At 57.8% G+C, this 25,681-nt stretch carries 27 protein-coding genes and 1 tRNA gene; 19 read left to right on the forward strand and 9 right to left on the reverse strand.

Features of this window, described 5'->3' with window-relative positions:
- The first annotated feature begins 75 nt into the window (after window positions 1-75).
- Both BK659_RS05010 and BK659_RS05015 read left to right on the forward strand, forming a co-directional pair.
- Entirely contained in the window at window positions 76-1,590 is a 1,515-nt protein-coding gene (locus BK659_RS05010; RefSeq protein ID WP_123424010.1) for a trypsin-like serine peptidase, read from the forward strand.
- A gap of 137 nt (window positions 1,591-1,727) precedes the next feature.
- A complete protein-coding gene (locus tag BK659_RS05015; protein ID WP_123424011.1) occupies window positions 1,728-2,963 on the forward strand; it encodes a trypsin-like serine peptidase in 1,236 nt (411 codons plus the stop codon).
- 3 nt (window positions 2,964-2,966) lie between these two features.
- Here BK659_RS05015 and BK659_RS05020 read toward each other — a convergent pair whose 3' ends face one another.
- The 7 genes from BK659_RS05020 to BK659_RS05055 form a co-directional block, all read right to left on the reverse strand.
- Entirely contained in the window at window positions 2,967-3,722 is a 756-nt protein-coding gene (locus BK659_RS05020) for a substrate-binding periplasmic protein (protein WP_123424012.1), read from the reverse strand.
- A 66-nt stretch (window positions 3,723-3,788) separates the two neighbouring features.
- Window positions 3,789-4,559: an imidazole glycerol phosphate synthase subunit HisF gene (gene hisF, locus BK659_RS05025; protein ID WP_123424013.1), complete on the reverse strand. Its 771-nt coding sequence runs from the start codon at window positions 4,557-4,559 to the stop codon at window positions 3,789-3,791.
- 9 nt (window positions 4,560-4,568) lie between these two features.
- Complete coding sequence (hisA, locus tag BK659_RS05030; protein ID WP_054595157.1) at window positions 4,569-5,306, reverse strand: 1-(5-phosphoribosyl)-5-[(5-phosphoribosylamino)methylideneamino]imidazole-4-carboxamide isomerase; 738 nt, start codon at window positions 5,304-5,306, stop codon at window positions 4,569-4,571.
- Window positions 5,307-5,347: 41 nt separating this feature from the next.
- Window positions 5,348-5,602, reverse strand: a complete 255-nt coding sequence (locus BK659_RS05035; RefSeq protein ID WP_123424014.1) for a DUF2164 domain-containing protein — start codon at window positions 5,600-5,602, stop codon at window positions 5,348-5,350.
- On the reverse strand, window positions 5,602-6,240 hold the full coding sequence (gene hisH / locus BK659_RS05040) for an imidazole glycerol phosphate synthase subunit HisH (protein ID WP_123424015.1): 639 nt from the start codon (window positions 6,238-6,240) through the stop codon (window positions 5,602-5,604). The genes BK659_RS05035 and hisH overlap by 1 nt, the downstream gene beginning before the upstream one ends.
- Complete coding sequence (gene hisB / locus BK659_RS05045; protein WP_019691294.1) at window positions 6,240-6,833, reverse strand: imidazoleglycerol-phosphate dehydratase HisB; 594 nt, start codon at window positions 6,831-6,833, stop codon at window positions 6,240-6,242. The genes hisH and hisB overlap by 1 nt, the downstream gene beginning before the upstream one ends.
- 319 nt (window positions 6,834-7,152) lie before the next feature.
- Entirely contained in the window at window positions 7,153-8,814 is a 1,662-nt protein-coding gene (locus BK659_RS05055; RefSeq protein ID WP_123424016.1) for an OFA family MFS transporter, read from the reverse strand.
- A gap of 259 nt (window positions 8,815-9,073) precedes the next feature.
- On the opposite strand from BK659_RS05055, the gene BK659_RS05060 reads away from it, so the two are divergent.
- The 7 genes from BK659_RS05060 to BK659_RS05090 all read left to right on the forward strand — a co-directional run bounded on the left by BK659_RS05060 (window position 9,074) and on the right by BK659_RS05090 (window position 15,506).
- Window positions 9,074-9,472, forward strand: a complete 399-nt coding sequence (locus BK659_RS05060) for an acetyl-CoA sensor PanZ family protein (protein ID WP_123424017.1) — start codon at window positions 9,074-9,076, stop codon at window positions 9,470-9,472.
- A gap of 83 nt (window positions 9,473-9,555) precedes the next feature.
- Window positions 9,556-11,787, forward strand: a complete 2,232-nt coding sequence (locus tag BK659_RS05065) for an AsmA family protein (RefSeq protein WP_123424018.1) — start codon at window positions 9,556-9,558, stop codon at window positions 11,785-11,787.
- Window positions 11,784-12,851 carry an A/G-specific adenine glycosylase gene (gene mutY, locus BK659_RS05070; protein ID WP_123424019.1) on the forward strand — a complete coding sequence of 356 codons (1,068 nt, stop codon included), beginning with the start codon at window positions 11,784-11,786 and terminating at the stop codon, window positions 12,849-12,851. Before BK659_RS05065 ends, mutY begins: the two co-directional genes overlap by 4 nt.
- Window positions 12,848-13,120 carry an oxidative damage protection protein gene (locus BK659_RS05075; protein ID WP_019691289.1) on the forward strand — a complete coding sequence of 91 codons (273 nt, stop codon included), beginning with the start codon at window positions 12,848-12,850 and terminating at the stop codon, window positions 13,118-13,120. The genes mutY and BK659_RS05075 overlap by 4 nt, the downstream gene beginning before the upstream one ends.
- A 103-nt stretch (window positions 13,121-13,223) precedes the next feature.
- Window positions 13,224-13,299: transfer RNA gene (locus BK659_RS05080), tRNA-Phe, on the forward strand.
- A 262-nt stretch (window positions 13,300-13,561) separates the two neighbouring features.
- Entirely contained in the window at window positions 13,562-14,641 is a 1,080-nt protein-coding gene (locus BK659_RS05085; RefSeq protein WP_123424020.1) for a hypothetical protein, read from the forward strand.
- Between the two features lie 73 nt (window positions 14,642-14,714).
- Window positions 14,715-15,506, forward strand: coding sequence for a TSUP family transporter (locus BK659_RS05090; protein ID WP_123424021.1), 792 nt, complete (start codon window positions 14,715-14,717; stop codon window positions 15,504-15,506).
- A gap of 376 nt (window positions 15,507-15,882) precedes the next feature.
- Here BK659_RS05090 and BK659_RS05095 read toward each other — a convergent pair whose 3' ends face one another.
- The gene (locus BK659_RS05095) at window positions 15,883-16,338 is read right to left on the reverse strand and encodes a carboxypeptidase regulatory-like domain-containing protein (RefSeq protein ID WP_123424022.1); all 456 of its coding nucleotides are present in this window, start codon (window positions 16,336-16,338) and stop codon (window positions 15,883-15,885) included.
- Between the two features lie 251 nt (window positions 16,339-16,589).
- Between BK659_RS05095 and BK659_RS05100 the strand changes: the two genes are divergently transcribed.
- The 5 genes from BK659_RS05100 to vapC all read left to right on the forward strand — a co-directional run bounded on the left by BK659_RS05100 (window position 16,590) and on the right by vapC (window position 19,299).
- A complete protein-coding gene (locus BK659_RS05100) occupies window positions 16,590-17,555 on the forward strand; it encodes an alpha/beta hydrolase family protein (protein ID WP_123424023.1) in 966 nt (321 codons plus the stop codon).
- Window positions 17,556-17,592: 37 nt separating this feature from the next.
- The gene (locus BK659_RS05105; protein ID WP_123424024.1) at window positions 17,593-18,009 is read left to right on the forward strand and encodes a hypothetical protein; all 417 of its coding nucleotides are present in this window, start codon (window positions 17,593-17,595) and stop codon (window positions 18,007-18,009) included.
- A gap of 6 nt (window positions 18,010-18,015) precedes the next feature.
- Window positions 18,016-18,468 carry a hypothetical protein gene (locus BK659_RS05110; RefSeq protein ID WP_123424025.1) on the forward strand — a complete coding sequence of 151 codons (453 nt, stop codon included), beginning with the start codon at window positions 18,016-18,018 and terminating at the stop codon, window positions 18,466-18,468.
- A gap of 193 nt (window positions 18,469-18,661) precedes the next feature.
- Window positions 18,662-18,892: a type II toxin-antitoxin system VapB family antitoxin gene (gene vapB / locus BK659_RS05115; RefSeq protein WP_054595147.1), complete on the forward strand. Its 231-nt coding sequence runs from the start codon at window positions 18,662-18,664 to the stop codon at window positions 18,890-18,892.
- Window positions 18,892-19,299 (forward strand): type II toxin-antitoxin system tRNA(fMet)-specific endonuclease VapC, encoded by a 408-nt coding sequence (gene vapC, locus BK659_RS05120; RefSeq protein ID WP_123424026.1) that lies wholly within the window; start codon window positions 18,892-18,894, stop codon window positions 19,297-19,299. Before vapB ends, vapC begins: the two co-directional genes overlap by 1 nt.
- Window positions 19,300-19,370: 71 nt before the next feature.
- Here vapC and gabP read toward each other — a convergent pair whose 3' ends face one another.
- Window positions 19,371-20,762 carry a GABA permease gene (gabP, locus tag BK659_RS05125; RefSeq protein WP_123424027.1) on the reverse strand — a complete coding sequence of 464 codons (1,392 nt, stop codon included), beginning with the start codon at window positions 20,760-20,762 and terminating at the stop codon, window positions 19,371-19,373.
- 555 nt (window positions 20,763-21,317) lie between these two features.
- On the opposite strand from gabP, the gene BK659_RS05130 reads away from it, so the two are divergent.
- The 5 genes from BK659_RS05130 (at window position 21,318) to BK659_RS05150 (ending at window position 25,529) form a co-directional block, all read left to right on the forward strand.
- Window positions 21,318-22,091, forward strand: coding sequence for an ABC transporter ATP-binding protein (locus BK659_RS05130; protein WP_123424028.1), 774 nt, complete (start codon window positions 21,318-21,320; stop codon window positions 22,089-22,091).
- A 13-nt stretch (window positions 22,092-22,104) separates the two neighbouring features.
- On the forward strand, window positions 22,105-22,860 hold the full coding sequence (locus BK659_RS05135; RefSeq protein WP_123424029.1) for an ABC transporter substrate-binding protein: 756 nt from the start codon (window positions 22,105-22,107) through the stop codon (window positions 22,858-22,860).
- Window positions 22,861-22,937: 77 nt separating this feature from the next.
- Window positions 22,938-23,633, forward strand: a complete 696-nt coding sequence (locus BK659_RS05140; protein ID WP_123424030.1) for an ABC transporter permease — start codon at window positions 22,938-22,940, stop codon at window positions 23,631-23,633.
- A complete protein-coding gene (locus tag BK659_RS05145) occupies window positions 23,630-24,319 on the forward strand; it encodes an ABC transporter permease (RefSeq protein ID WP_071552393.1) in 690 nt (229 codons plus the stop codon). The genes BK659_RS05140 and BK659_RS05145 overlap by 4 nt, the downstream gene beginning before the upstream one ends.
- Window positions 24,300-25,529 (forward strand): methyltransferase, encoded by a 1,230-nt coding sequence (locus BK659_RS05150; protein ID WP_123424031.1) that lies wholly within the window; start codon window positions 24,300-24,302, stop codon window positions 25,527-25,529. Before BK659_RS05145 ends, BK659_RS05150 begins: the two co-directional genes overlap by 20 nt.
- Window positions 25,530-25,681 lie beyond the last annotated feature (152 nt).

Here is a 25,681-nt window from a genome sequence, read left to right on the forward strand (position 1 = left end):
CAAACAACACCTTTCGCTATTAAACCGTACTAACCTCGCAATAACAAACAGCAAACTCACAACCAAGGATCGGTTATGACCTATATTCCACCCATTGTAAAAGCCTGCACCTTGGCAACACTGGTGTTGTCTCAAGTGGCTTGCGCAGACAAGTACACCGACGCACCTGAAAGCATCTTGTTAAATAACGCAGACAGCAAATACGACCACTGGAACGGTGTTGGAAAAATATTCCACAACGAAGAAATACCATTCTGCACAGCCACTCTACTCGACACGCGTGATACAGAAAATGGCGCAACGGGTCCTGCTTACGTACTCACCGCCGGGCATTGCGTTTTGAAAATGCACGGTGCGAAAAGCGACGTACCCTTTGAGCAAAGCATTAAATTCAATTATTTTACCGACACGTCGGACTCCTCAAAGTTCTACAGCATCCATAAAGCAAACTGGACCAGCATGGCCAGCACCGACGTGGCTATTCTGGAGTTAACCGATTCACTGGAAACGCTGATAAATGACGGAATCAATCCGTTGCGGATCGCTTCCGAGGCCCCATCGACACCCGGCAAGGTAAACATTGTCCACGCCCCCCAACGTGACAAGCTTCATCTTTCGAGTTGCACCCAGGAACCAGCGGACGTTCCTGTAATTAAACTTTCCGTTTTTATGGATTATTTGAAGCAGGATTGCAAGGGTATTGGGCCAGGCTCTTCCGGGGCTCCCAGCCTTGATGCGACCACTGGAGAAATCATTGGCGTGCTGAGCGGCACCACCCAGGGCTTCTCAGCAGATGACTTGTGTTTTTGGTTCGGTCTTTGCCTGGATAACAAGACACAATCTTTCTTACCTGACGAAGCCGTCCAGAGCCCTGTTGTCAATTATTTCTCGGCATGCTTTTCAAATGGGTACTTCAATACCGGCACGAGCACTTGCACGTTAAAACCAAATTTTGACTTCACGTCTGAAACACGCATCGACATGAACAAATCTTCACTGAAAACCGTTCTAAAACCCGGCCCACACGAAACACCACCCGCGTGGGATATCAAGTTTTCGATGAGCACCCCGTTCTATCGCTTTAAAACTGTACGCGATGCCAAAGCCTGTTATTTGCCCGACCATTACAGCGGCACGCTTAGCACTAAAGATGCGGTAATAAATGCACCTATCGGTAACGAGGCGGGTTTATACTTCCTCTGCTTACTGGGTGTTGAGTCCGCCGAGCAAAGACCCAGTGTCGGTTTAATCAGAAACACCCAAATAATTCCAGCACGAATTGCAGCTCCCAACTTCATCAAACCACCCGATCCGACGCCTATTATTAATCTTAGTGAAAACAACGAAAAATACGCACTCATCCAATGGCGCGCCAAAGAAATGCTCAATATGTGGACCTGGGCTTATATTGGCGCCGTAGGCACCACCGATTGCGACACCATTCCGCGCAAGGACTACTTCCGAGTTGGTGACGCAATGTATATTCAAAAGGACAAACTACCTCTCATGCTTTGCAGTTACACAGAGGATCGGGAATTTGATACTTCCGACGTACACACGTTCGTTGTAACCCTCCCGGCCGGTGCTTAGAGATAGCGCGATCTGAAGCGTGGTCACCCTCTCATTCGCCACGTCTTTGTTTCGCGTCGATAACTATTTATGCCTCTTGGCGTACAGCGCCGTGCAACGATAGCGCTCACCCTGAATTTCATCACCAAGGAATGGCCATGAAATACCTCAGCTTCTTTTGCTTCGCCGGCCTGAGTTTGCTGGCTGTTTCCGCAGTGCAGGCCCGCGATTTGGGGGAAGGCGCTGTCAACGACTCACCGTCAAGGGCATTGAAAAACAACGAACATTTTTATGAAATCTGGAGCGGCGTGGGACAACTCAGCCTCCAATCGGGCGAGACTTGCAGCGCCGTTCTACTGGATACGCGAAACAGGCAAGGTCGAGCCATCGGCCCTGCTTACCTGCTCACCAGCGGTCATTGCGTGTTCTTTGAGTACGGTTCGGCACGGACCAATCTTCCTTTGCAAGCCAGCGTCACCTTCCACTACTTTCATGACATGCCACAGCGTAAGCGCCAATACGCCATCCGAACTGCCCGATGGAGCAGTCTGGTCGGGACCGATCTTGCAGTACTGGAAGTCGAGGCGACATTGGCGTCGCTGATACAGGCCGGGGTCAACCCGCTCAAGCTGGCGCCCCATCAAACCTACGAGAGTCATGATGTGCTTAACGTTGGCGCGCCGGGCGGCTTTACCGAACACGGGCTTCGATTGAGTGCCTGCGCCGAACAAACCGCCGGAACGTTCATCGATCACCCCGGGGTGTTCCCTTTGGCCATGAAAAACAGCTGCGATCTTCACGCGGGCAGCTCCGGTAGCCCGATGCTGAACCGTCGCACCAATGAAATCACCGGCATCGTCAGTAAAGTCATGGGCTCGCGCAATACACCAGCGCCGCCTGGCTGCGAGCACTCGACGTCCTGCACAGCTGCCCGTTTCAACTACAGCTACTCTGCCAACTTTCTACACAACTGCTTTATTGACGGTGTCTTCACCAGCGATGGGGCGAACTGTTCGTTGGAGCCAGTCGAGCTGACTGTCACGGAGCCCTGGAAGCTCAAGTCATACGTACATAGAACGCAAAACGCGGATGGGCAGATCGTATTACCTACATGGGACTTCAGGTTCTCCGTCGAGGCGCCCTTCTATCGCTACAAAACGGTCCAAAACGCCAGGGACTGCAAAGCTTCCGACAATTACAGCGCCGCCATCAGCGCTGAAGATGCTTACATCAATAATGAAATCGGGCCACAAAGCGGCGCGCATGCACTCTGTATTATCGGCGTCGCCTCAGGGGAACAGCAGCTGACAAGGGCGACGTTGAATAACGTGTTTACAAGTGCCGTGTACTTGAGCGCGACGCCGGCCGCTCCGTCTCAGGTTGTATCGAAGTGATGGTTACAGATACTTCGCCATGATGTCGTCCACCACGCCTTCCTTGCGAAGCTGATCCAGCGCGGCTTGCAGCTTGGACACAACGACATCCGGCACGTCCTTGTTCAACGCCAGGTATAACTCGGCGCTGTTGAAGCGCAGCACAGTCTTGAGCCCGCTCACGCCGTCCTGGCGCGCCAGATAGCGGCCTGCCGGGTCACCCGTGGCCCAAAGGTCGATCTGGCCATTGACCAGTTTCTTCGCGTTGTCCTGATCGCGCAGCACCACGATGGGCTTGAGCCCCTGCTTGGCCAATGTCTCGGCAATCGCATCACCTTTGTAGGCGCCGATCTTGTATTTGCGCGCCTGCTGCAACGACTCCAGGGTGATCTTGCTGTCAGCCTTGGCCAGCATGATCCAGTCATCCGGGCCAATGGGGCCGACCCATTTGAAGAGCTTTTCGCGGTCCGGCAGGCGCGCCATGACGAACACGCCGTAACCGGGGTTTTCCAGGGCGAGCTTGTAGATTCGCTCCCAAGGGAAACGTAGCGTCAGGCTGTAGGTGATTTGGGCACGCTTGAACATCTCGCGGACGATGTCCACGGCGATGCCATTGATATTGTCTTCCTGAGCGAAATTCTTGCCGTTTTTCGCCATGTTGTACGGCGGGAAGTTTTCCGTCAGCAACACCAGATCGGTGTCGGTTTTTTCTGCAGCACGCGCAGCGCCAGCCAGTAATAACGAGGCGCTGGCGAGTACCAGAAGAAGACGTTTGAACATGACGGTTTACCGGAATCCATGGCGTGCCCAAGCTTGCCCTGAGCCCGCCATGCTGTCCACTGGCCTTTAGCGAACGCAGATACCGCGTTGCGCCATGTAGGCCTTGGCTTCCGGCACAGTGTATTCACCGAAGTGGAAAATACTCGCCGCCAGCACCGCGCTGGCGTGACCTTCGAGGATGCCGTCAGCCAGATGCTGCAAATTGCCAACACCACCAGAGGCGATCACCGGAATCCCCAATGCATCGCTAATGGCCCGGGTGACACCCAGGTCGAAGCCGTTTTTCATGCCGTCCTGGTCCATGCTGGTCAGCAGGATTTCGCCGGCCCCCAGACCTTCCATCTTCTTCGCCCACTCCACCGCATCCAGCCCGGTAGGTTTGCGACCGCCGTGGGTGAAGATCTCCCAACGCGGGGTTTCGCCCGGCAGTGAAACCTTCTTGGCATCGATGGCGACAACGATGCATTGCGAGCCGAAATGCTGCGCCGCTTCGCCGACAAACTCTGGATTGAACACCGCCGCGGTGTTGATCGAGACCTTGTCCGCACCGGCATTGAGCAGGTTGCGGATATCTTGCACGGTACGCACGCCACCGCCGACGGTCAGCGGGATGAACACCTGGCTGGCCATGCGCTCGACGGTATGCAGCGTGGTATCGCGGCCATCGACGCTGGCAGTGATGTCGAGAAAGGTAATCTCGTCGGCACCTTGCTCGTCGTAAAGACGGGCGATTTCCACCGGGTCGCCGGCGTCACGGATGTTCTCGAACTTCACGCCCTTGACGACCCGGCCGTTATCCACGTCCAGGCAAGGAATGATGCGTTTGGCCAGCGCCATGGTGAGTCCTCAGCCTTTGTACGAATCGCAGAAAGCTTGCGCTTCAGCGACGTCGAGGGTGCCTTCGTAAATCGCCCGGCCGGTGATGGCGCCGATGATGCCTGGCGCCTTGGCGTCGAGCAGCGACTTGATGTCACCGAGGTTGTGAATACCGCCGGAGGCAATCACCGGAATCCGCGTGGCAGCCGCCAATGCTGCGGTGTACGACACGTTGCAGCCCTGCATCATGCCGTCTTTGGCGATGTCGGTATAAACGATCGCAGATACGCCGTCGGCTTCAAACTGCTTGGCCAGATCGATGACCTGCACAGTGCTGATTTCCGCCCAGCCGTCGGTGGCGACAAAACCGTCTTTGGCGTCCAGACCGACGATCACTTTGCCCGGGAAGGCGCGGCAAGCCTCGGCTACGAACGCCGGATCCTTGACCGCTTTGGTGCCGATGATCACGTAGCTCACGCCCGCTTTCACGTAGTGTTCAATGGTTTCCAGAGAACGGATACCGCCACCGATCTGAATCGGCAGGTTCGGGTAACGCTTGGCGATCGCAGTGACCACTTCGCCGTTGACTGGCTGGCCTTCGAAGGCGCCGTTCAGGTCGACCAGATGCAGACGACGGCAACCGCCCTCCACCCACTTGGCAGCCATGCTCACCGGGTCATCGGAGAACACTGTGGAATCTTCCATGCGGCCCTGGCGCAGACGAACGCAGGCACCGTCTTTAAGATCGATAGCGGGAATAATCAGCATCTGGCAAACCTTCAAATTCGAATGTTAGCTTGGCTCGGAAATCAGTTTTTCTCGAGCGCCCACAAGTCGCTTTCGATGCTTTCGAACCTCTCTTTGAGGTGTGTCTGCACATCGAAAATCGCCCTGTTGTAATAGTGCGGAGCAATTTCGCGGGTAAACAGCTCAAGAATTTCAGCCGCCTCGAACGAGCCCAGGTCGAGTTCGAAGCGATCTTCCATGAAGCGCTTGATCTTGCTGTTGGCCTCGTTCTCTTGCTCGGGTGTGAGCGTCAAGATTGGCGGCTTCTTCTTGGCCATTACCAGCGACCGTCCCACGCAGCGAAGTTCTGCAGTAATTGCAGGCCATGGGTATGGCTCTTCTCCGGGTGGAACTGCACGGCAAAACGCGAGCCTTCGGCCAGCGCTGCGGCGAAGTCGACGCCGTAGTGACCGCTGCCCACCACCTGCCGCGGGTTACCGGCGGCGATGTAGTAGCTGTGCACGAAGTAGAAACGCGCCAGGTCCGGAATGTTGTGCCACAGCGGGTGATCCACTGTTTGCCTCACTTCGTTCCAGCCCATGTGCGGGACTTTCAGGTGTTCGCCGTCCTCAACCAGACCTTTGCCGAAGAACTTCACCTGACCTGGGAACAGGCCGATGCAGTCGACGCCGTCATTCTCTTCACTGCGATCGAGCAAGGCTTGCATGCCCACGCAGATGCCAAGGAACGGACGGTCCTGGCTGACTTCACGCACCAGCGAGTCGAAACCGAGGCGACGGATCTCCGCCATGCAATCGCGAATCGCGCCCACACCGGGAAAAACCACCCGGTCGGCTTCGCGAATCACGTTGGCATCGCTGGTGATCAGCACCTTGCCGGCACCGACGTGCTCGAGGGCCTTGGCCACCGAGTGCAGGTTGCCCATGCCGTAATCGATAACCGCGACCGTCTGCATTACAGAACGCCCTTGGTCGAAGGCATTTGCCCGGCCATGCGCTCATCCAGCTCGACAGCCATGCGCAAGGCGCGACCGAAAGCCTTGAACACCGTTTCGATCTGGTGGTGGGTGTTGTGCCCACGCAGATTGTCGATGTGCAAGCTGACGTTGGCGTGGTTGACGAAGCCCTGGAAGAACTCCTGGAACAGGTCGACATCGAAGCCGCCGACGGTCGCGCGGGTATACGGCACGTGCATCTGCAGGCCTGGGCGGCCGGAGAAGTCGATCACCACGCGCGACAGCGCTTCATCGAGCGGCACATAGGCGTGGCCGTAACGACGGATGCCTTTTTTGTCGCCGATAGCTTTGGTGAAGGCTTGACCCAGCGTAATACCGACGTCTTCCACCGTGTGGTGGTCGTCGATATGCAGGTCACCCTTGCACTCGATATCCAGGTCGATCAGCCCGTGACGGGCGATCTGGTCCAGCATGTGCTCAAGGAAGGGAACACCGATATTGAATCGGGCCTTTCCGGTGCCATCCAGGTTGATCGAGGCTTTGATCTGGGTTTCCAGAGTGTCGCGCTCGACAGACGCCTTACGTTCGGCCATCACCAGCTCCGCAAAATCATTGGGCGAAAAAGGCAGCCATTATAGGGGCGCGGACGCCAAACAGAAACACGCGAAGTGATATCCCTGACGGGCTGAACCCAATGCCGCCGGGGGTATACATGTCAGTACAAGCCAACATTCGTTGCGAATACATGGCTTGTGATCGAAACAGAATCTGCGCCGAACACAAAAAACTGTGTCCATGAGGATCAAATGTGGGAGCGAGCTTGCTCGCGATAGCGGCCTGACAGTCAACACATGCATCGACTGTGATGGCCTCATCGCGAGCAAGCTCGCTCCCACAGGGGTATTGCGTTTATTAGTGGAAGAGGACGGCTGTCTTCTGCAGCGTCACCCAAACGCCCCACGCCAGCGGAATACCCACCACCAGCCATGCAGCAACGGCCAATGGCACGCTACCCGAGGAAGCTTTCCACTCCAGCACGGTGGTGCTGTTCGCGCCTTTGTCGTGACCCAGCGCCTGTTCGGCGGCCAGTTCGGCATCGGTCATGAAGTACTTGTCCGCCACCGGACGCACCAGCAGGTTGCAGAGGAAACCCAGCACCAGCAGGCCCGCGAGGATGTACAGCGTGATGTCGTATGCCGCAGCACGCTCGACACCAATGCTCAACTGATACTCACGCAAGTAGTTCACCAACACCGGACCGAGCACACCCGCAGCCGCCCAAGCCGTCAGCAGACGACCGTGGATCGCGCCGACCATTTGCGTGCCGAACAGGTCCGCCAGATACGCCGGCACCGTCGCAAAACCACCACCGTACATCGACAGGATGATGCAGAACGCCGCCACGAACAGGGCGATGTTGCCCAGATGGCCGAGGTTCGGAATCAACGCGTACAGGGCAAAACCCAGGGCGAAGAACACGAAGTAGGTATTTTTACGCCCCAGATAGTCGGAGAACGACGCCCAGAAAAACCGGCCACCGATGTTGAACAGGCTCAGCAAACCGGTGAAACCGGCAGCGATTGCGGCAATCGACGCCAATTGCGTAGCGTCCAGTTGACCGAAGGTCAGGTCATTACCGAGCAATTTACCGGCGAACACTTCCTGCAACAGCGGCGACGCCATGCCGAGGATGCCGATACCCGCCGATACGTTCAGGCACAGCACCAGCCACACCAGACGGAATTGCGGGGTTTTCCACGCGACGTTAACGTGCACGTGACGGTGAGTGATCATCGCGTTCGCAGCTTTTTTCGCCGGGGCGGTCCAGCCTTCAGGCTTCCAGCCAGTCGGCGGAACGCGGTACGACAGCGCACCACCGATCATGAACACGAAGTAGATCGCCGCCATCACCAGGAAGCTCTGCCACACGCCCACGCCGGTCGGCGAAGCGAAATGGCCCATCAATGCAGCGGCCAGCGGAGCACCGACCATCGCACCACCACCGAAGCCCATGATCGCCATGCCGGTCGCCATACCGCGCTTGTCCGGGAACCACTTGATCAGGGTCGATACCGGCGAGATATAACCCAGCCCCAGGCCAATCCCCCCGATGACACCGGAACCGATCCACATCAGCCAGATCTGGTGGGTATAAATCCCCAACGCGGAAATCAGCAGACCGCCGCACCAGCACAGCGCCGAGACGACACCGGCCTTGCGAGGACCTGCGTGTTCCAGCCAGCCGCCCCAGATCGCTGCCGAGCAGCCGAGGAAGATAAAGAACAGGGTGTAAATCCAGCCGAGCATGGAGATCGGCCAGTCACACTGGGACGAGAAAATCTGTGCGATGAAGCTCATGTCCGCCCCGCAAGCCACCGGCGCGGTCACACCCAGGGCTTTGGACAGCGGCAACCAAAACACCGAAAAACCGTAGGCCATGCCGATGCAGAGGTGGATGGCCAACGCGGCCGGTGGAACCAGCCAGCGGTTGAAACCTGGCTTGGCGATGATCCGCTCCTTGGACAGGAACGCTGACTGGGCGGGAATAATGCCCGCCTCGGTACTCGTGCTCATTTGTGTTTCCCCCAATTATTAGTATGGTTCGCCAGACACTCGTCACCCTCGGTCTTGTTGCACGCAGGCATGACCGTTTTATTGAGTAGAGCTCCGTTCGGACGCGACAACAGGTCGCAGAAGGACCGACGAACGGGCAAAGATTACCATTTGCACGTGACAGAAAAACCAAACTGATATCACCTTTTATGTGACATCTGTTCCGATCACGCACTAAAAAACCGTTTCACCCGTTGGCGGGTAATTCACAGGAAACCTTATGCCCATTGTTGTCGAGTCGCTGAACGAACCCAGCTATCAGGATCAGCAGGATCTGCAGAAGATCTACCACGACGCCCCGCATTGGCTGCTTGCTCCCTTCAGCGATGAGCTGCAACTGATTGAAAACAGCCTGCGCGACGGCTCGCTGATCGCCGGACGCTTCAATGACCGACTGCTTGGCGCGGCACGCCTGCACCGGCAGCAGGACATCTGGCAGCTGTCCCATTTGTGCGTGCGAAAAATCACCCGCCGCCGTGGTGTCGCTGAGCGACTGGTCAGCGAAGCGCAAAAAATGGCTGAACTCGCAGGAGCACAGTTGCACCTGCTGGCCCCGGCCGGGCACCTCGAAGCCCAGGCACTGGCTGCCAAGCTCAAACTGCCGCTGGAGCTGCTCTAGAGCGATCACTGACCAGTCGTCAGTTTCGGGAGGCTATACTCCCGGGCTAAATTTTGAATTCGACTAACTACAAGGACTCGCCCATGAAAGCGTTCGGCAAAATCCTGGGTCTGGTACTTCTCGGGCTGTTGCTGATCATTGTGGCGCTGGGCTTTGCCCTTACCCACCTCTTCGATCCCAACGACTACAAAGACGAGATTCGCCAAATTGCCCGCGACAAGGCCCACATTGAGCTGACGCTCAACGGCGATATCGGTTGGAGCCTGTTCCCTTGGCTCGGCCTTGAACTGCACGAAGCCAGCGTTGCAACCCTGGCCAATCCGACCCAGCCGTTTGCCGACCTGCAAATGCTTGGCCTGTCCGTGCGGGTGCTGCCGTTGCTGCGCCGTGAAGTGCAGATGAGCGATGTCCGCGTCGAAGGCTTGAACCTGCGCCTGAACCGCGACAAGGATGGCCACGGTAATTGGGAAGACATCGGCAAGGTCCCGCCCGTCGCCGCCAAGGCTGATGCGCCGGCGACCAGCCGCGCCAGCGAACCGACTGCCGAAACTCCCGCCACCCCGGAAAAACCGGCCCAACCGATTCGTCTCGACATCGACAGCCTGACCGTGAACAACGCTCGGGTTGAATACAACGATGAGCGGACCGGCAAGCAGTACAGCGCCGAAAGCATCCAGCTGAGTACCGGCCCGGTGCACGACGCGACCAACATTCAGGTCAAGCTGACTGCGTTCCTGGCCAGCAACCAGCCGGACGTGCGAGTGCGCACCGAGCTCAACGGCGAGCTGCGTTTCGAACGCGCCCTGCAGCGCTACACATTCGAAGACATGAAGCTTTCCGGCGAAATATCCGGTGAACCGCTGCAAGGCAAGATCGTCACTTTTGCCGCTCAAGGCCAACTGCTGCTGGATAAAGCGGCGAATGTCGCCGAATGGACCGGCATCAAGATCTCCGCCAACCAGCTGCGCGCCCTGGGCGAGCTGAAGGTCAACAACCTGGATAAAACCCCGCAGATCAGCGGCGGTGTGTCGATTGCCCAGTTCGACCTGGCGAAGTTTGTCGACAGCATCGGCCAGAAACTCCCGGCCATGGCCGAGGGCAGCCTGAGCAAAGTCGAACTGGTCAGCCGTCTGACAGGCACCCCGACCAGCGTGGCGCTGGACGATATCAACCTGAAAGTCGACGACAGCAGCTTCAGCGGGCGCATTGCCGTCGAGGATTTCGCCAAACAATCACTGCGCGTGCAGCTCAAGGGCGACACCTTCGACGCTGATCGCTACCTGCCGCCCACATCCGCCGAAGCCAACAGCGCCGCGGTGGCCCGCCAGTCGGAAGTCAAAAGCACCGAGGCCGACGCGCTGGCCGGCGTCGGTAGCACACCGTTGCCGAACGCCCCCACCAAAGGCGCCTGGAGCAGCGACAAACTGATTCCGGCAGAACGCTTGAGCAAACTGGATCTGGGCGCCGACCTGACCTTCGGCCAACTGACCCTCGACAAACTGCCGATCCAGAACGCCGCGCTGAAAGCCACCGGTCAGGGCGGCCTGCTGACCCTGGAAAACCTGCGTGGCGATCTCTACAACGGCAACTTCGACGCCAAGGGCACGCTCGATGTTCGTCAGCCCGTACCGCTGCTGAGCCTGCAAACGCAGATCAGCAAAGTCCCGGTGGAAAAGATTCTCGAAAGCCAGGGAAAAACCCCGCCGGTCAAAGGCCTGATCACGCTCAACAGCAACCTGACCGCCAGCGGCAACAGCCAGAAAACGCTGATCGACAGCCTCAACGGCACGACCAGTTTCGCGATCAATAATGGCGTGCTGCTCAACGCCAACCTTGAGCAACAACTGTGCAAAGGCATCGCCACGCTGAACCACAAAACCCTCAGCAGCGAACCGCGCGGCAAGGACACCCCCTTCCAGGAGTTCAAGGGCAACCTGACGTTCCGTAATGGCGTGGCCAGCAATCCGGACCTGAAAGTGCGCATCCCGGGCATGATGGTCAACGGTAACGGCGACGTCGACCTGCGCGTGCTGGGCATGGATTACCGCGTTGGCATCATCGTCGAAGGTGACAAGAGCGACATGCCGGACCCGGCCTGCCAGGTCAACGAGCGCTATGCCGGTATCGAGTGGCCATTGCGCTGCCGTGGGCCGCTGGAACTCGGTGCCAAGGCTTGCCGCCTGGACAACGAACGTCTCGGGCAGATGGCGAGCAAACTGGCAGGCGACAAGCTTGGTGACAAACTCGAAGAAAAGCTCGGCGACAAAGTCAGTCCAGAACTGAAAAACGCCCTCAAGGGGCTGTTCAAACGATGAAAGCCGAGCAATTTTCAACCGCGGTGCTGGATTGGTACGACCGCCACGGACGCCACGACCTGCCTTGGCAACAGGGCATCACCCCGTATCGGGTGTGGGTCTCGGAAATCATGTTGCAGCAGACCCAGGTCAGCACCGTGCTGAACTACTTCGACCGGTTCATGGCCTCGTTGCCAACGGTCGAAGCCCTGGCTGCGGCGCCGGAAGATGAAGTGCTGCACCTGTGGACCGGGCTGGGTTACTACACCCGCGCGCGCAATCTGCAAAAGACCGCGAAGATTGTCGTCGCCGAGTACGGCGGCGAGTTTCCACGGGATGTGGAAAAGCTCACCGACTTGCCAGGCATCGGCCTGTCCACCGCGGGCGCGATTGCCAGCCTCAGCATGGGCCTGCGCGCGCCGATCCTCGATGGCAACGTCAAACGGGTACTGGCACGCTTCACAGCGCAAGAGGGCTACCCCGGCGAACCCAAAGTTGCCAAACAGCTGTGGGCCAACGCTGAGCGCTTCACGCCTTACGATCGGGTCAACGCCTACACCCAGGCGATGATGGACCTGGGCGCTACGCTCTGCACCCGCAGCAAGCCGAGTTGCCTGCTGTGTCCGCTGGAAAAGGGCTGCGAAGCGCACATGCTCGGTCTGGAGACGCGCTACCCGATCCCCAAACCGCGCAAAACCGTGCCACAGAAGCGTACGTTGATGCCGCTGCTCGCCAACCGCGACGGCGCCATTCTGCTTTACCGCCGGCCTTCCACGGGCTTGTGGGGCGGTTTGTGGAGCCTGCCGGAACTCGATGACCTTGGCGACCTGGAACATCTGGCACTGCAACACTCGCTGGAGCTGGGCAAGCACATTGAGCTGCCGAGCCTGGTGCACACCTTCAGCCATTTCCAACTGGCTATCGAACCCTGGTTGGTTCAGGTCCAGGAGGCTGGCCATCACGTGGCCGAGGCCGACTGGCTCTGGTATAACCTCGCCACCCCGCCGCGCCTGGGCCTTGCCGCCCCGGTGAAAAAACTGCTGAAGCGCGCGGCCGACGTATTGAACGCAGGAGAGTCGTCATGACCCGCACCATCATGTGCCGCAAGTACAAAGAACAATTGCCAGGCCTGGAGCGCGCTCCATTCCCGGGCGCCAAAGGTCAGGACATTTTTGACCACGTCTCGGCCAAGGCCTGGGCCGACTGGCAAAAACACCAGACCCTGCTGATCAACGAAAAACGCCTGAACATGATGAACGCCGAAGACCGCAAATATCTTCAGGGCGAGATGGACAAGTACTTCTCCGGCGAGGAATACGCCAAGGCCGAAGGCTACGTTCCGCCTGCCGAGTAATCCCGTAAAAACGGGGGTTGGATCGTAAGCGACGGTAATAATTAAATATTTTTTGAAAACTTGCTTGACGCCCCCCTGAAAAACCCGTTTAATGCGCCCCGTTGCCCAGATAGCTCAGTCGGTAGAGCAGGGGATTGAAAATCCCCGTGTCGGCGGTTCGATTCCGTCTCTGGGCACCAAATACCGAAAACCCTGAATCGCAAGATTCAGGGTTTTTTTATGCCTGCGATTTGGCGAGGAACTATTCCCGTCACCATCGAGGTGCCTTTCCCCCCTCTCGCTACGCCAGCAAGCGCCTGGTAATCAGATGTCCCTGGCGCCTGACAGAACCGTCCGCATGCTTTAGCGGAAATGGATGACATACGCTAATTATTTCATTGGGCAGAATTGGAAGACGAGCTACCGCATCACCGGGAGCAGATACACAACAGGATGTAGACAATGGCGGACGCCGTTAAACAAGACATCGAAGCCGCCGAGCTTTTTACTGAACAAGAAGTCAGAACCTTCCGCTTTGATGCTCGACAGTCAACATTGCTTCACACGTTCACCGAAGAACTGGCCGCCATCGGCGGGCCGCAGGCACCAGGAGCCAAGTCCAGGGCCTCTCTGGCAGCCGCCGAATTGAAGTTCTCGTTTTCGAAAGACCAATGCGAACTGCTGGGTGCCTACTCCAATGGCCTTGTTTCCCTGTTGATCTTTGAAGGGCTGCAAAAAATCACCGATATCAGCCCTCCCAATGAACTACCAGACCTGACATCCCTGGAAAATCGATACGAAGTCCTTTGCCTGGCCGCCCGAAATCAGATCTTGTTGGAACTGGTAGATAACAATGCCTTTGCCTATGACATGGACAACGAAGGAAAACTGGTTCGATTGGTGACCAACTTCAAGGGTGGCGGACTTACCAAAATCAATGCCGAGCCGCCAGTCAAAGAACTGAGCTCCCATTCCGGCCTCGCGCTCGGCCCGCATACCGAGGCGCCTTACTGGTGCGCAGTGAACGCGAAAGACGGGCACTCGCCCTCCCCTTCGTCGCTCATACTTTCCGCCCTGTGGAACCCGAGCCTGGAACCCACACGGGTCATTCCACTGCCTCCCATACTCGAAAAAATTGGCGTCACCAACTGCCTCGCACTGACCACGGGCAACTTCCAGTTCACTCGTAGTGACTCCTTTGTCAGTGGCAAAGGTGAAGATGGCCGCAACGTTTCGATTCTGGAATTCGACGACAAGGTCGGGTTCGCAGCCCGCTTCAATTCGTATCGTTTTTCGGTCAATGACAACACCTCGACCTTTGTCAAAACGGCTTACGCCGCCCTTTGCCAAGGTGTGGGCAAAGCAACTCCGGCTGAATACACGCTGACCCAGGAGTCGGCCATGGCCATCAATAACATCCGAGCTCTGCACTGTCGCGATGTCATCAAAGACAACAGACGGGTTTTGGTTCGTCTTTTCGGACTTTCAAAATTTTCTTCCCCCATCGTTATTTCAGAGGACCCGTTACTGCTGCGGGGCTGATTCTTCAAGTGTTCAGGCTGATGAACGACCCGTCATGTGATGACTGGGCAATATCTATAAAAGAGAGAATGTAATGTCTTGGGATGTCATTGGCATGTTGGCGCTCGTCGCTTTTTGCGCCGGTTTTTTTGATGCGATTGCCGGTGGCGGCGGTTTGATCACCTTGCCTGCATTGTTTCTGGCCGGTGTAGATCCGATCAGCGCCATTGCAACGAACAAGTTCCAGGCCGCTTCGGCAACTATTTCAGCAACCGTAACTTTTGCTCGCAAGGGCATGATCGAGTGGCGCGAAGGCCGCTTCCTGGTTGTCTGCGGATTTATTGGCGGTGCCAGTGGTGCCTTGCTGGTCAGTTCTATTGATAAGCACTATCTGGAAGTATGTGTGCCCATCATGCTGATTCTGGTGGCCGTCTATTTTGCCTTCTCTCCCAAACTGGCCAATGAAGACCGGCGCAAGAGAATCGGCATTCTGCTTTTCTCGTTTACCGTAGCGCCGATCCTGGGCTTTTACGACGGCATATTCGGCCCCGGCGTAGGTTCATTCTTTATTGTCGGGTTTGTCCTTCTCTGCGGCCTGGGCATGATGCGGGCCATGAGTTTCACCAAACTTGCCAATGCCTCATGCAACCTGGGTTCGCTGTCGGTTTTTATCACCAAAGGGGTAATTATCTGGCCGATTGCCATAGCCATGGCTTTGGCGGCCTTCATCGGTGCGCAGCTTGGCGCACGGGCCGCAGTGCGAGTCGGTCCACGGTTGATAAAACCTATGTTGATCGTGGTGTGCTGCGCGTTAGCCATCAAGCTTCTGAGCGTGGAAAGTAACCCTTTGCGTGTTGCCGTCATTCACTCATTGGCTTCGCTATGATCAATCTGTCGGCGTTGACCGGCGAATCTTGACTTCAGTCGCGACTGCAGCAGTTCGATGAGACGTCGATTGGCCCTGCACATTACTTTTCAGAAACCTTCGAGGGTTATCAACTTGAAGGTCGCGGTCTGTCGATCACCGCAAGCAAGCCAACGCCCCCCACAGGTACTGGCCATTCATGGCGCTCGCTCAGAACCCCATAACTTTCTCGACTCGTCATCGCTGGCCTTTCTGCGCAAGTTTAAAGCCGCATCCCGCCGGAGTCAGGATAGTGCGGCGCGAGTCTCTGGGAACCCAATACCGAAAACCCTGAATCGCAAGATTCAGGGTTTTTTTATGCCCGCGATTTGATGACGCCGCGCAAAAGCCGTCATCCCTAACTATTACTATTGCTCTTCCAGTGGAAGACCAGATTGCGTGCGGCACCTTTGCCGACTTCAGCGGTATCACGCAGCACTTCACCATTACGCGTCGCGACTACGGTGTACTTGCCAGCGGGTAGCTGAACGTAAACCAGAGGACCCGCCTGGGTCAGGGTCAGCACGGTTTGCCCCTGGGCTTTCTGAATGACCACATCTACGTCGGGAACATATTTATTCTCCGTCCCGGTGGAGAAGGTCATGTGCAGGTTGTAGCCCTTGGTTTGCTGAATGGCCTTTGACTCATCCTCGCCGATACCGCCAGACAGGTAGTTGATCCCGTTTTGCTGTTGCTCCTGGACTTGTACGGCTGAACTGTCGATCGGCTCAGCGCTGGCGGCCCGCGACATGGCTGGAAACACCAGTAAGCCGACAGCGGCGAGGGGCAGTATGAATGAATGGACGTACCTCATGATGACGACTCCCGGGTTCCACAGAACCCTATCCGTTACACCATTTTTGATTGCTGACCGAGGATCAGGGTTTTAGATCGATTCGGACTTGAGTCCAGTACGAAACGGACCAAGCATTCAGTACACCCGAATCAGATCCTCCGGTACGTGACGCACTGCTTCGCGTCACGCGCGACTACGGGCTCCAAACCGTTGCACAACGCCAGCGTTGAAGTTCATTCTTGGGCTCGCCATCGCCAGGGCTCAGACCCATGCATCTACAAAGCGTACCCTCCACATTCAGGCCAGAATCGCCAGCCACACAAACGCAAAGCGTGCCCTTCAAGGAACCTGCCGCCGACGGCTTTATCCTTGGCGGCTTCACCTGGCGACACGCCCTCGCGGACGCGATGCGACCGGTAGTCATCATCAACGCCGCCACCTCAGTCCGCTGCCGACACTACTCGCGCTTCGCCGATTACCTGTTCGCCAATGGCTTCGACGTCATCACCTATGACTACCGCGGCATCGGCGAGTCTCGGCCAACATCGCCCAAAGGGTTTCAGGCTTCATGGTCCGACTGGGGCGTGCTGGATTTCGAAGCCATACTCAAACGCGCTCAGCGGGAGTTTCCCGGCCAACCCATTGACGTGGTCGGCCACAGCTTCGGCGGCTGTGCGGCGGGGTTGGGCGCTTCAGGGCACGTGATCCGGCGCCTGGTGACCGTCGGCGCGCAGTTCGCCTACTGGCGCGACTATGCGCCTGCCCATCGCTGGCGGATGTTCGGCAAGTGGCACCTGCTGATGCCGTTGATGACGCTGGTGTGCGGCTACTTCCCCGGCAAACGCCTCGGCTGGCTGGAAGACACGCCCGCCGGTGTGGTTCGCGACTGGAGCACGCCCACCGCCCGCTATGAGAAACGTCCCAGCGGTCGCGCCATCCACGCCAGAAACGGCCGTCTGCCCTTTGCCAGCGTCACCGCACAAACCCTGGCTATCAGCCTCAGCGATGATCCCTACGGCACAATTGCAGCCATCGAACGCCTGCTCGGCTACTTCACCGGCAGTACAAACACCCACCTACGAATCACCCCGCAAGACATCGGCGAAGAAGAAGTCGGACATTTCGCCTTTTTTCGCAGCCCATACCAAGCCACACTATGGCCCATTGCATTGTCATGGCTGCAAAACGGCGAGCTGACACCCGACACCCCCGGGCGGCGAGTGCCACGCAGCTGAGTGGCCTACCCTCTCAACGAAATACGGAACGACGCCCATGGCATCCGCGAACAAACAGCACAAACGCGCTACCCGCGCCAAAGCGAAAGCCAAGCAGAACCGCACTCAACGGGCCGCCGCGCCGGTCGAGCTGGACCCGAACGACGATCGCATCGACTTCGAATCGGTGGACCTGACCGAACTGTTCAAAAAAATGATCGACGCCGAAAAGACCAGTCAGCAAGCGATGTGCACGGCCTTCCTGGAAGACCCGCTGTTGGAGCTGGTGTACGAACAGGAAGGCGAAGAAGGCGCGATGGACTTCATCCTCGCCGCGCTGATCGAGTATCGCCAATGGTCCACCGAGGCGGACGAAGCTGGCGCCCTGGCGTGGATCGAATCGTCAGCCTTCCAGGCTGACTACGTGGCGGCGTCCGACGCCATCGCAGCCCAAACCCAACAGAAACCGAACTGAGTTCCCATGGCATCCCTGAACAAGCAACAGAAACGCGCCAAACGCGCCAAGATCAAAGCCAGGCAAATCAATATTCACGGCAGAAAACCCGCCGCACTGGACGATGACCTGGGCGAAATCGGCGAGCCGATCCCGGAATACACCCTGGCGATGTTCAGCAAAATGCGTGATGCGCAGGCCATCAGCCGCAACGACATGCTGCTGACCCTGCTGTCCAACCTCAGCGAGATCATCAACGATCATCCAGAGCTGCTGGACATGGAAAACGCCGAGAACGAAGCCATGGCCGCCACTCACCTGGCTGCCGACATGCTGATTGACTACCGCATGTGGACCGACGGCGTAGACCGTGAGACCGCGCAACTCTGGCTCACCGAGCCGCAGTTCATCACCGACTTCGGGATTGCGCTGGACAGCTATCGCGAGTCGCTGGAAGTGCCTGAGGCAAAAGCCGAATAACACATCCCTAAAGTCTGCAAAAACAAAAACGGCCGCATGTCATCCCTGACAGCGGCCGTTTCTTTTTAAAGATCATCACCCTGTCGAAGCGCTGGCGCTACCCTTCATCAGTCTCAGCGTATATCCCATTGACATATCCCTACCACAACCTATTCTTTGGGCTCTAAGCGCAGCAAAAGCGGAGGACACCCCAATGGAACAGACCACCCTTTTCATGAGCAATCGCAGCCAGGCCGTCCGCTTGCCCAAAGCAGTGGCAATGCCTGAAGACGTGAAACGCGTCAATGTTGTAGCCATTGGTCGCGCTCGTATCATCACTCCGGCAGATGAAGCCTGGGATAGCTGGTTCGATGGCGATAACGTCACTGCCGATTTTATGGCCGACCGTGAGCAACCGGCCGATCAGGAGCGCGAGTCGTTCTGATGATCAAATACATGCTCGATACCAACATTTGCATTTTTACCATCAAGAACAAACCACAGGTCGTGCGCGACGCTTTCAATCGCCATCACGGCCAGCTGTGTATCAGCGCAGTCACGTTGATGGAATTGATTTACGGTGCTGAAAAATCTGCGGCACCGGAAAAGAACCTGGCCGTGATCGAAGGTTTTGCAGCTCGTCTTGAGGTCTTGCCCTTCGATTACGAAGCGGCTGCCCACACCGGAATGATTCGCTCGGAACTTGCAAAAGCCGGCACACCGATAGGCCCTTACGACCACATGATTGCGGGTCACGCGCGCTCACAAGGGTTCATTGTGGTGACAAATAATCTTCGGGAATTCGAGCGTGTTCCTGGGTTACGCGTAGAGGATTGGGTACACCTCGATTGAACTCGGCAGCAAAAACAAAAACGGCCGCATGTCATCCCTGACAGCGGCCGTTTTGCATTACGCGGGGCGAATCAGCTCAACACTACCGCGCCACGTTGTTCCAGTTTGCGACGGCGAGCCACAAACAAACCGGCAGCCACCACCAAAAGGCTCAACAGCCCCGTGGCAAGGATTTCCACACGATGGGCATCCTGAAACAGCATGATGGTCAGGGCCGCCACGATGAATACGATCACCGCGTAGGTCAGGCCCGGGAACAGCCACATGCTGAAGGCGATTTTTTCGCCGCGTGCCATGCGCTGTTTGCGCATGCGCAGTTGCGAAATCGCGATCACCAGGTACACCAACAGCGCGATAGCGCCGGAGCTGGCCAGCAGGAAATCGAACACCGCAGCCGGGGCCACGTAGTTGGCGAACACTGCCAGGAAAGCTGCGGCGGTGGACAGGATTACTGCCCAGTACGGCGTGCCAGCGCTGTTGGTGCGCTGGGAAACGGCCGGTGCATCGCCGCGCTTGCCCAGGGAGAACATCATGCGGGATGCGGTGTACAACGCCGAGTTCAGGCAGCTGGTCACCGCAACCAGCACCACGATGTCGACGATCAGCTTGGCATTCGGGATGCCCATGCGCTCAAGCACGGTCTGATAGGAACCGACGCTGGCCAGAACCGGGTCGTTCCATGGCACCAGGGCCACAACGATGAAGATCGATACGAGGTAGAACAAGCCAATCCGCCAGATCACCGAATTGGTGGCCTTGGAGATTTGCTGGCCAGGGTTCTTCGACTCCGCGGCCGCGATGGTCACGATCTCAGTGCCCATGAAGGAAAACATGGTGGTCAGGATGGCGCCCAGTACGGCGCCCATGCCATTTGGCAGGAAGCCCTGGGTGTCGAACAGGTGCGAAACGCCGCTGACCTGGCTGCTTGGCAGGTAGCCGAAGATCGCCATGACACCGAGGACAATGAAACCGATGATCGCCAGGACTTTGATCAGAGCGAACCAGAATTCGAACTCGCCGTAGTTTTTCACGCTGAACAGGTTGGTCACTGTCAGCAGCAAAGTGATGATCAGGGTAAATGCCCAGATGGCCACGTTAGGGAACCAGGCATGCAGGATAGTCGCGGCGGCGTTGGCCTCCAGCGGGATTACCAGAACCCAGAACCACCAATAGAGCCAGCCGATGGTGAAACCGGCCCAGTGACCGATGGCGCGATCGGCGTAGGTCGAGAAAGAGCCCGTGTCCGGAGAAGCAACGGCCATTTCGCCAAGCATGCGCATGACCAGCACTACCAGCATACCGGCGGCAGCGTAGGCCAACAGCACGGCCGGGCCTGCGGCAGCGATGGCGTGACCCGAGCCAACGAACAGGCCGGCGCCGATAACACCGGCAATCGACAACATGGTCACATGGCGCGGTTTGAGCCCCTGTTCGAGGCCATTAGAGCTTTGGGTACTGCTCATTGAAACTACCTTTGTAAGGAAAAGCGATTGCGTCCATCCCGCCTGGCGTCCTTCTCGTAAAAAGAAGCCAACGGGGCGTTCTGGATTCTGCACGCAATAATTGCGCCAAAATGTTTCAAACCCTTCTACCCCGGCGATCTCGCCTTGACCGGACAGTCATCGCAAGTCATTGAAATTAATGGCACTTCGCCAGAACGTTACCCTGCCACCCACTTCACAAACGAATTCACGCACCAGAAACACACCGAAAAAACGGCTCGCGCACAATAAAAGTGCAGATCGGGAACGTTTGTCCGGTTAGCGCTTCCAACACCCGGCCAAAGCTGGCACCATCGCGCCTTTTTTTACGCGACACCCGCGCAGACATGGCTTCAAACGGGGGATTGGTGGTTGATGGCGCAACAGTCTGCTGCGCTGATGCAACAACCGGTCACACACTGCCCGTCCAAGCCCCGCGGGGCTGTTGGTCGCCATTCGAACGCTATGCTAGCGTGGCGCCTCGCCAGGAACGCCGACCAACAGCACAAGCACAACAGAACACAATGAGGACCGCACATGGCTGAGGCCACGCCCGCGCTTGAAATCCGCAACTTGCACAAACGCTACGGCCAGTTGGAGGTGCTCAAAGGCATCTCGCTGACCGCCCGCGACGGCGATGTGATCTCGATCCTGGGCTCCTCCGGTTCCGGCAAGTCGACTTTTCTTCGTTGCATCAATCTGTTGGAAAACCCGAATCAGGGCCAGATCCTGGTGGCCGGTGAAGAGCTCAAACTCAAGCCTGCGAAAAACGGCGAACTGGTCGCCGCCGACGGCAAGCAGATCAATCGCCTGCGCAGCGAAATCGGTTTTGTATTTCAAAACTTTAACCTGTGGCCGCACATGAGCGTGCTCGACAACATCATCGAAGCCCCTCGCCGCGTGCTCGGGCAAAGCAAGCGCGATGCCATCGAAGTGGCGGAAGCCTTGCTGGCCAAGGTCGGCATCGCCGACAAGCGCCACGCCTACCCGGCAGAACTTTCCGGCGGTCAGCAACAGCGCGCCGCCATCGCCCGCACTCTGGCGATGCAACCCAAAGTCATTCTGTTTGATGAGCCGACTTCCGCGCTTGACCCGGAAATGGTTCAGGAAGTACTAAACGTGATCCGCGCCTTGGCCGAAGAAGGCCGCACCATGCTGCTGGTCACCCACGAAATGGGCTTTGCCCGTCAGGTGTCCAGCGAAGTGGTGTTCCTTCACCAGGGCCTGGTGGAAGAGCAAGGATCGCCCCAGCAGGTGTTCGAAAACCCGCTTTCGGCGCGCTGCAAACAATTCATGTCCAGCAACCGCTAATGGAGCTACCCACATGCAGACTTACACAAAATTCCTCCTGGCCGTGGCCACCACACTGGTGTTTTCGGCCAACGCGATGGCCGACGAAAAACTGAAAATGGGCATCGAAGCGGCTTACCCGCCGTTCAACAACAAAGATGCCAGCGGTCAGGTGGTCGGCTTCGACAAAGACATTGGCGACGCCCTGTGCGCCAAGATGAAAGTCGAGTGCGAAGTCGTCACCTCTGACTGGGACGGCATCATCCCGGCACTGAACGCCAAGAAATTCGACTTCCTGGTCTCCTCGCTGTCGATCACCGAGGAGCGCAAGCAAGCCGTTGATTTCACCGACCCGTACTACTCGAACAAGCTGCAGTTCATCGCGCCGAAAAACGTCGACCTGAAAACCGACAAGGCCTCGCTCAAAGGCAAGATCATCGGCACCCAGCGCGCCACTCTGGCCGGCACCTGGCTTGAGGATAACTATGGCGACGACGTCACCATCAAACTCTATGACACTCAGGAAAACGCCTACCTGGACCTGACCTCCGGTCGTGTCGATGCGATCCTCGCTGACAAGTACGCCAACTACGACTGGCTGAAAAGCGACGCTGGCAAAAACTACGAGTTCAAAGGCGAACCGGTTGTATCCAGCGACAAAATCGGCATTGCCGTGCGCAAGGGTCAGGACGAACTGCGTAACAAGCTGAATGCCGCGCTGAAAGAAATCGTCTCTGACGGCACCTACAAAAAGATCAACGACAAGTACTTCCCGTTCAGCATCTATTGATTCTGACTGGCCTGACCGGTGCTGCCTGAAGCGGTGCCGGTCGTCAGCAATGCCTGCGGCAACTTGAATAGAAATTCATGATTATCGATCTTTACGGATTCGGCCCGGCGCTCGCCGCTGGCGCGCTGATGACCGTTAAACTGGCGCTCACGGCACTGTGCCTGGGGCTGGTGCTCGGTCTGCTCGGCGCCTTGGCCAAGACTTCCCCGTACAAGCCGCTGCAATGGCTTGGCGGCACTTACTCGACACTGGTTCGTGGTATCCCGGAATTGCTCTGGGTGCTGTTGATCTACTTCGGCACGGTCAACCTGATGCGTGCCTTGGGCGAGTTTTTCGGCAATCCCGACCTCGCGCTCAATGCCTTCGCCGCCGGGGTGATCGCCTTGGGCCTGTGCTTCGGCGCCTATGCCACGGAGGTTTTTCGTGGCGCGATCCTGGCGATTCCCAAAGGCCACCGTGAAGCCGGCGTAGCCTTGGGCATGTCGAAATTCCGGATCTTCACCAAGCTGATCATGCCGCAGATGTGGCGCATCGCCCTGCCAGGGCTGGGCAACCTGTTCATGATCCTGATGAAGGACACCGCGCTGGTGTCGGTAATCGGCCTGGAAGAAATCATGCGTCACGCGCAGAACGGCGTGACCATGAGCAAGCAGCCGTTCACCTTCTACATGGTCGCCGCCTTCATGTACCTGGGCCTGACGATTCTGGCCATGACCGGCATGCACCTGCTGGAAAAACGCGCCGCTCGCGGCTTCGCGAGGAGCACGCAATGAACTGGGAAGTCATCATCAAATGGCTGCCGAAATTGGCTCAGGGCGCGACCCTGACCCTTGAGTTGGTGGCGATCGCCGTCGTCCTCGGTTTACTGCTGGCGATTCCGCTGGGCATCGCCCGCTCGTCGCGTCTGTGGTACGTGCGCGCACTGCCTTACGCGTACATTTTCTTCTTCCGTGGCACGCCGTTGCTGGTGCAACTGTTCCTGGTCTACTACGGTCTGGCGCAGTTCGATGCCGTCCGCGCGAGCGCGATGTGGCCGTACCTGCGCGATCCGTTCTGGTGCGCCACCGCCACCATGACCCTGCACACCGCCGCCTACATCGCCGAGATCCTGCGTGGAGCGATCCAGGCCATCCCGAAAGGCGAGATCGAAGCCGCACGGGCGTTGGGCATGTCGCGCCCCACTGCGCTGTTCTACATCATCCTTCCGCGTGCCGCGCGCATCGGCCTGCCGGCCTACAGCAACGAAGTGATCCTGATGCTCAAGGCCAGCGCCCTGGCCAGCACCGTGACCTTGCTCGAACTGACCGGCATGGCCCGCACCATCATTGCCCGGACCTACCTGCCGGTGGAGATCTTCTTCGCGGCCGGCATGTTCTACCTATTGATGGCCTACATCCTGGTGCGCGGCTTCAAGTTGCTGGAGCGCTGGTTGCGCGTCGATGCCTGCCAGGGACGTTGATCGGCCAGTGCTGACGGGCGAGCAACTGCTCGTCCGCTTCAACGCGCTAGACGGGTTTCTGACTGAACACCAGGCGCTCTGGCGACCGCGGCCGTTTACCCATCGGCAACTGCCGTGGGAAGCGGAATATCCAGAGCTGGCGGATTGGCTACGCCAGGGTTCACTGGAAGACGCGGAAAACAGCCACAACCATCCCGAACAGCTTCTGGCACCCGCGCCTTTTCCAGGACTGGCAGCGCAGGCCATCACCCTCGGCGCTGTAGGCGAGCTTCCGGCTCATATGACGGAGCCTTCGACCCGACGGCTGAACGTCGACGTGCCGGGCCGCAAATGGCAGCAGATCGAAGCCTTCGCCGGTTGCCTGCAATTTGCCGCAAAGCCCCGGCACTGGCTGGACTGGTGCTCGGGTAAAGGTCACCTGGGACGACGCCTGCTGCAAGCCGACCAACAACTGACCTGTCTGGAGTACGACCCGGCGCTGATCGCCAGCGGTCAGGCGCTGAGTCAACACCATCACCTCATGGTCAATCACTTCCAGCAGGATGTGATGGCAAGCGATGCGGCTGCTCACCTGAGCGCCGAACACACCCCGGTCGCCCTGCACGCCTGCGGCGATTTGCATGTACGGCTGATGCAACTGGCCAGCGCGGCCGGCTGCAAACAATTGGCCGTTGCACCCTGCTGTTATAACCGCATCAGCGCCCGCCAGTACCAACCGCTGTCCGACGCGGCTAAAGGCTCCAACCTACAACTTTCCCTCGACGATCTGGCCCTGCCGCTGAGCGAAACCGTCACCGCCGGTGCCCGCGTCCGACGTCAACGCGACATGTCCATGGCCCGCCGCCTGGCCTTCGACCTGCTGCAACGGCAACTGCGCGGCTGTGACGACTACCTGCCAACACCATCGCTGCCCAGCGCCTGGCTGGATAAACCCTTCGCCGATTACTGCCGCGACCTGGCCACGCTGAAAGACTTATCCACAGTCCCGGCGCAGGATTGGACGGCGCTGGAAGCCGCTGGCTGGGAACGCCTGGCGCAGGTGCGCAATCTTGAGCTGCTACGCGGCCTGTTCCGGCGCCCGCTGGAACTGTGGCTGGTACTCGACCGTGCGCTGTTTCTCGAAGAACAGGGTTATTCGGTTCGCTTGGGATTATTCTGCGAAACCCCACTGACACCGCGCAATTTGATGCTGCTCGCCGAGCGTCGATGACCCCTCCATTTCGATCAACAGCCTGTGGATAAGTCTGTTGATGAAACTTGCCGAAAGCCTTTGGATCCATGGCTTTTAGGCCATAAAAGCGGCTGGTCATTTTTTGTTCATATTAAAAAACAGGCGAAAAAACAGCCAGTTGCGATTTATTG

This window comes from Pseudomonas brassicacearum (assembly GCF_003732225.1).
Taxonomy (GTDB): domain Bacteria; phylum Pseudomonadota; class Gammaproteobacteria; order Pseudomonadales; family Pseudomonadaceae; genus Aquipseudomonas; species Aquipseudomonas brassicacearum_E.

Bases quoted from the DNA above. Each gene is read 5' to 3' on its own strand.
- BK659_RS05010 (WP_123424010.1), top strand. From the start codon at position 76: ATGACCTATATTCCACCCATTGTAAAAGCCTGCACCTTGGCAACACTG.
- BK659_RS05015 (WP_123424011.1), top strand. From the start codon at position 1,728: ATGAAATACCTCAGCTTCTTTTGCTTCGCCGGCCTGAGTTTGCTGGCT.
- BK659_RS05020 (WP_123424012.1), bottom strand. From the start codon at position 3,722: ATGTTCAAACGTCTTCTTCTGGTACTCGCCAGCGCCTCGTTATTACTG.
- hisF (WP_123424013.1), bottom strand. From the start codon at position 4,559: ATGGCGCTGGCCAAACGCATCATTCCTTGCCTGGACGTGGATAACGGC.
- hisA (WP_054595157.1), bottom strand. From the start codon at position 5,306: ATGCTGATTATTCCCGCTATCGATCTTAAAGACGGTGCCTGCGTTCGT.
- BK659_RS05035 (WP_123424014.1), bottom strand. From the start codon at position 5,602: ATGGCCAAGAAGAAGCCGCCAATCTTGACGCTCACACCCGAGCAAGAG.
- hisH (WP_123424015.1), bottom strand. From the start codon at position 6,240: ATGCAGACGGTCGCGGTTATCGATTACGGCATGGGCAACCTGCACTCG.
- hisB (WP_019691294.1), bottom strand. From the start codon at position 6,833: ATGGCCGAACGTAAGGCGTCTGTCGAGCGCGACACTCTGGAAACCCAG.
- BK659_RS05055 (WP_123424016.1), bottom strand. From the start codon at position 8,814: ATGAGCACGAGTACCGAGGCGGGCATTATTCCCGCCCAGTCAGCGTTC.
- BK659_RS05060 (WP_123424017.1), top strand. From the start codon at position 9,074: ATGCCCATTGTTGTCGAGTCGCTGAACGAACCCAGCTATCAGGATCAG.
- BK659_RS05065 (WP_123424018.1), top strand. From the start codon at position 9,556: ATGAAAGCGTTCGGCAAAATCCTGGGTCTGGTACTTCTCGGGCTGTTG.
- mutY (WP_123424019.1), top strand. From the start codon at position 11,784: ATGAAAGCCGAGCAATTTTCAACCGCGGTGCTGGATTGGTACGACCGC.
- BK659_RS05075 (WP_019691289.1), top strand. From the start codon at position 12,848: ATGACCCGCACCATCATGTGCCGCAAGTACAAAGAACAATTGCCAGGC.
- BK659_RS05085 (WP_123424020.1), top strand. From the start codon at position 13,562: ATGGCGGACGCCGTTAAACAAGACATCGAAGCCGCCGAGCTTTTTACT.
- BK659_RS05090 (WP_123424021.1), top strand. From the start codon at position 14,715: ATGTCTTGGGATGTCATTGGCATGTTGGCGCTCGTCGCTTTTTGCGCC.
- BK659_RS05095 (WP_123424022.1), bottom strand. From the start codon at position 16,338: ATGAGGTACGTCCATTCATTCATACTGCCCCTCGCCGCTGTCGGCTTA.
- BK659_RS05100 (WP_123424023.1), top strand. From the start codon at position 16,590: ATGCATCTACAAAGCGTACCCTCCACATTCAGGCCAGAATCGCCAGCC.
- BK659_RS05105 (WP_123424024.1), top strand. From the start codon at position 17,593: ATGGCATCCGCGAACAAACAGCACAAACGCGCTACCCGCGCCAAAGCG.
- BK659_RS05110 (WP_123424025.1), top strand. From the start codon at position 18,016: ATGGCATCCCTGAACAAGCAACAGAAACGCGCCAAACGCGCCAAGATC.
- vapB (WP_054595147.1), top strand. From the start codon at position 18,662: ATGGAACAGACCACCCTTTTCATGAGCAATCGCAGCCAGGCCGTCCGC.
- vapC (WP_123424026.1), top strand. From the start codon at position 18,892: ATGATCAAATACATGCTCGATACCAACATTTGCATTTTTACCATCAAG.
- gabP (WP_123424027.1), bottom strand. From the start codon at position 20,762: ATGAGCAGTACCCAAAGCTCTAATGGCCTCGAACAGGGGCTCAAACCG.
- BK659_RS05130 (WP_123424028.1), top strand. From the start codon at position 21,318: ATGGCTGAGGCCACGCCCGCGCTTGAAATCCGCAACTTGCACAAACGC.
- BK659_RS05135 (WP_123424029.1), top strand. From the start codon at position 22,105: ATGCAGACTTACACAAAATTCCTCCTGGCCGTGGCCACCACACTGGTG.
- BK659_RS05140 (WP_123424030.1), top strand. From the start codon at position 22,938: ATGATTATCGATCTTTACGGATTCGGCCCGGCGCTCGCCGCTGGCGCG.
- BK659_RS05145 (WP_071552393.1), top strand. From the start codon at position 23,630: ATGAACTGGGAAGTCATCATCAAATGGCTGCCGAAATTGGCTCAGGGC.
- BK659_RS05150 (WP_123424031.1), top strand. From the start codon at position 24,300: ATGCCTGCCAGGGACGTTGATCGGCCAGTGCTGACGGGCGAGCAACTG.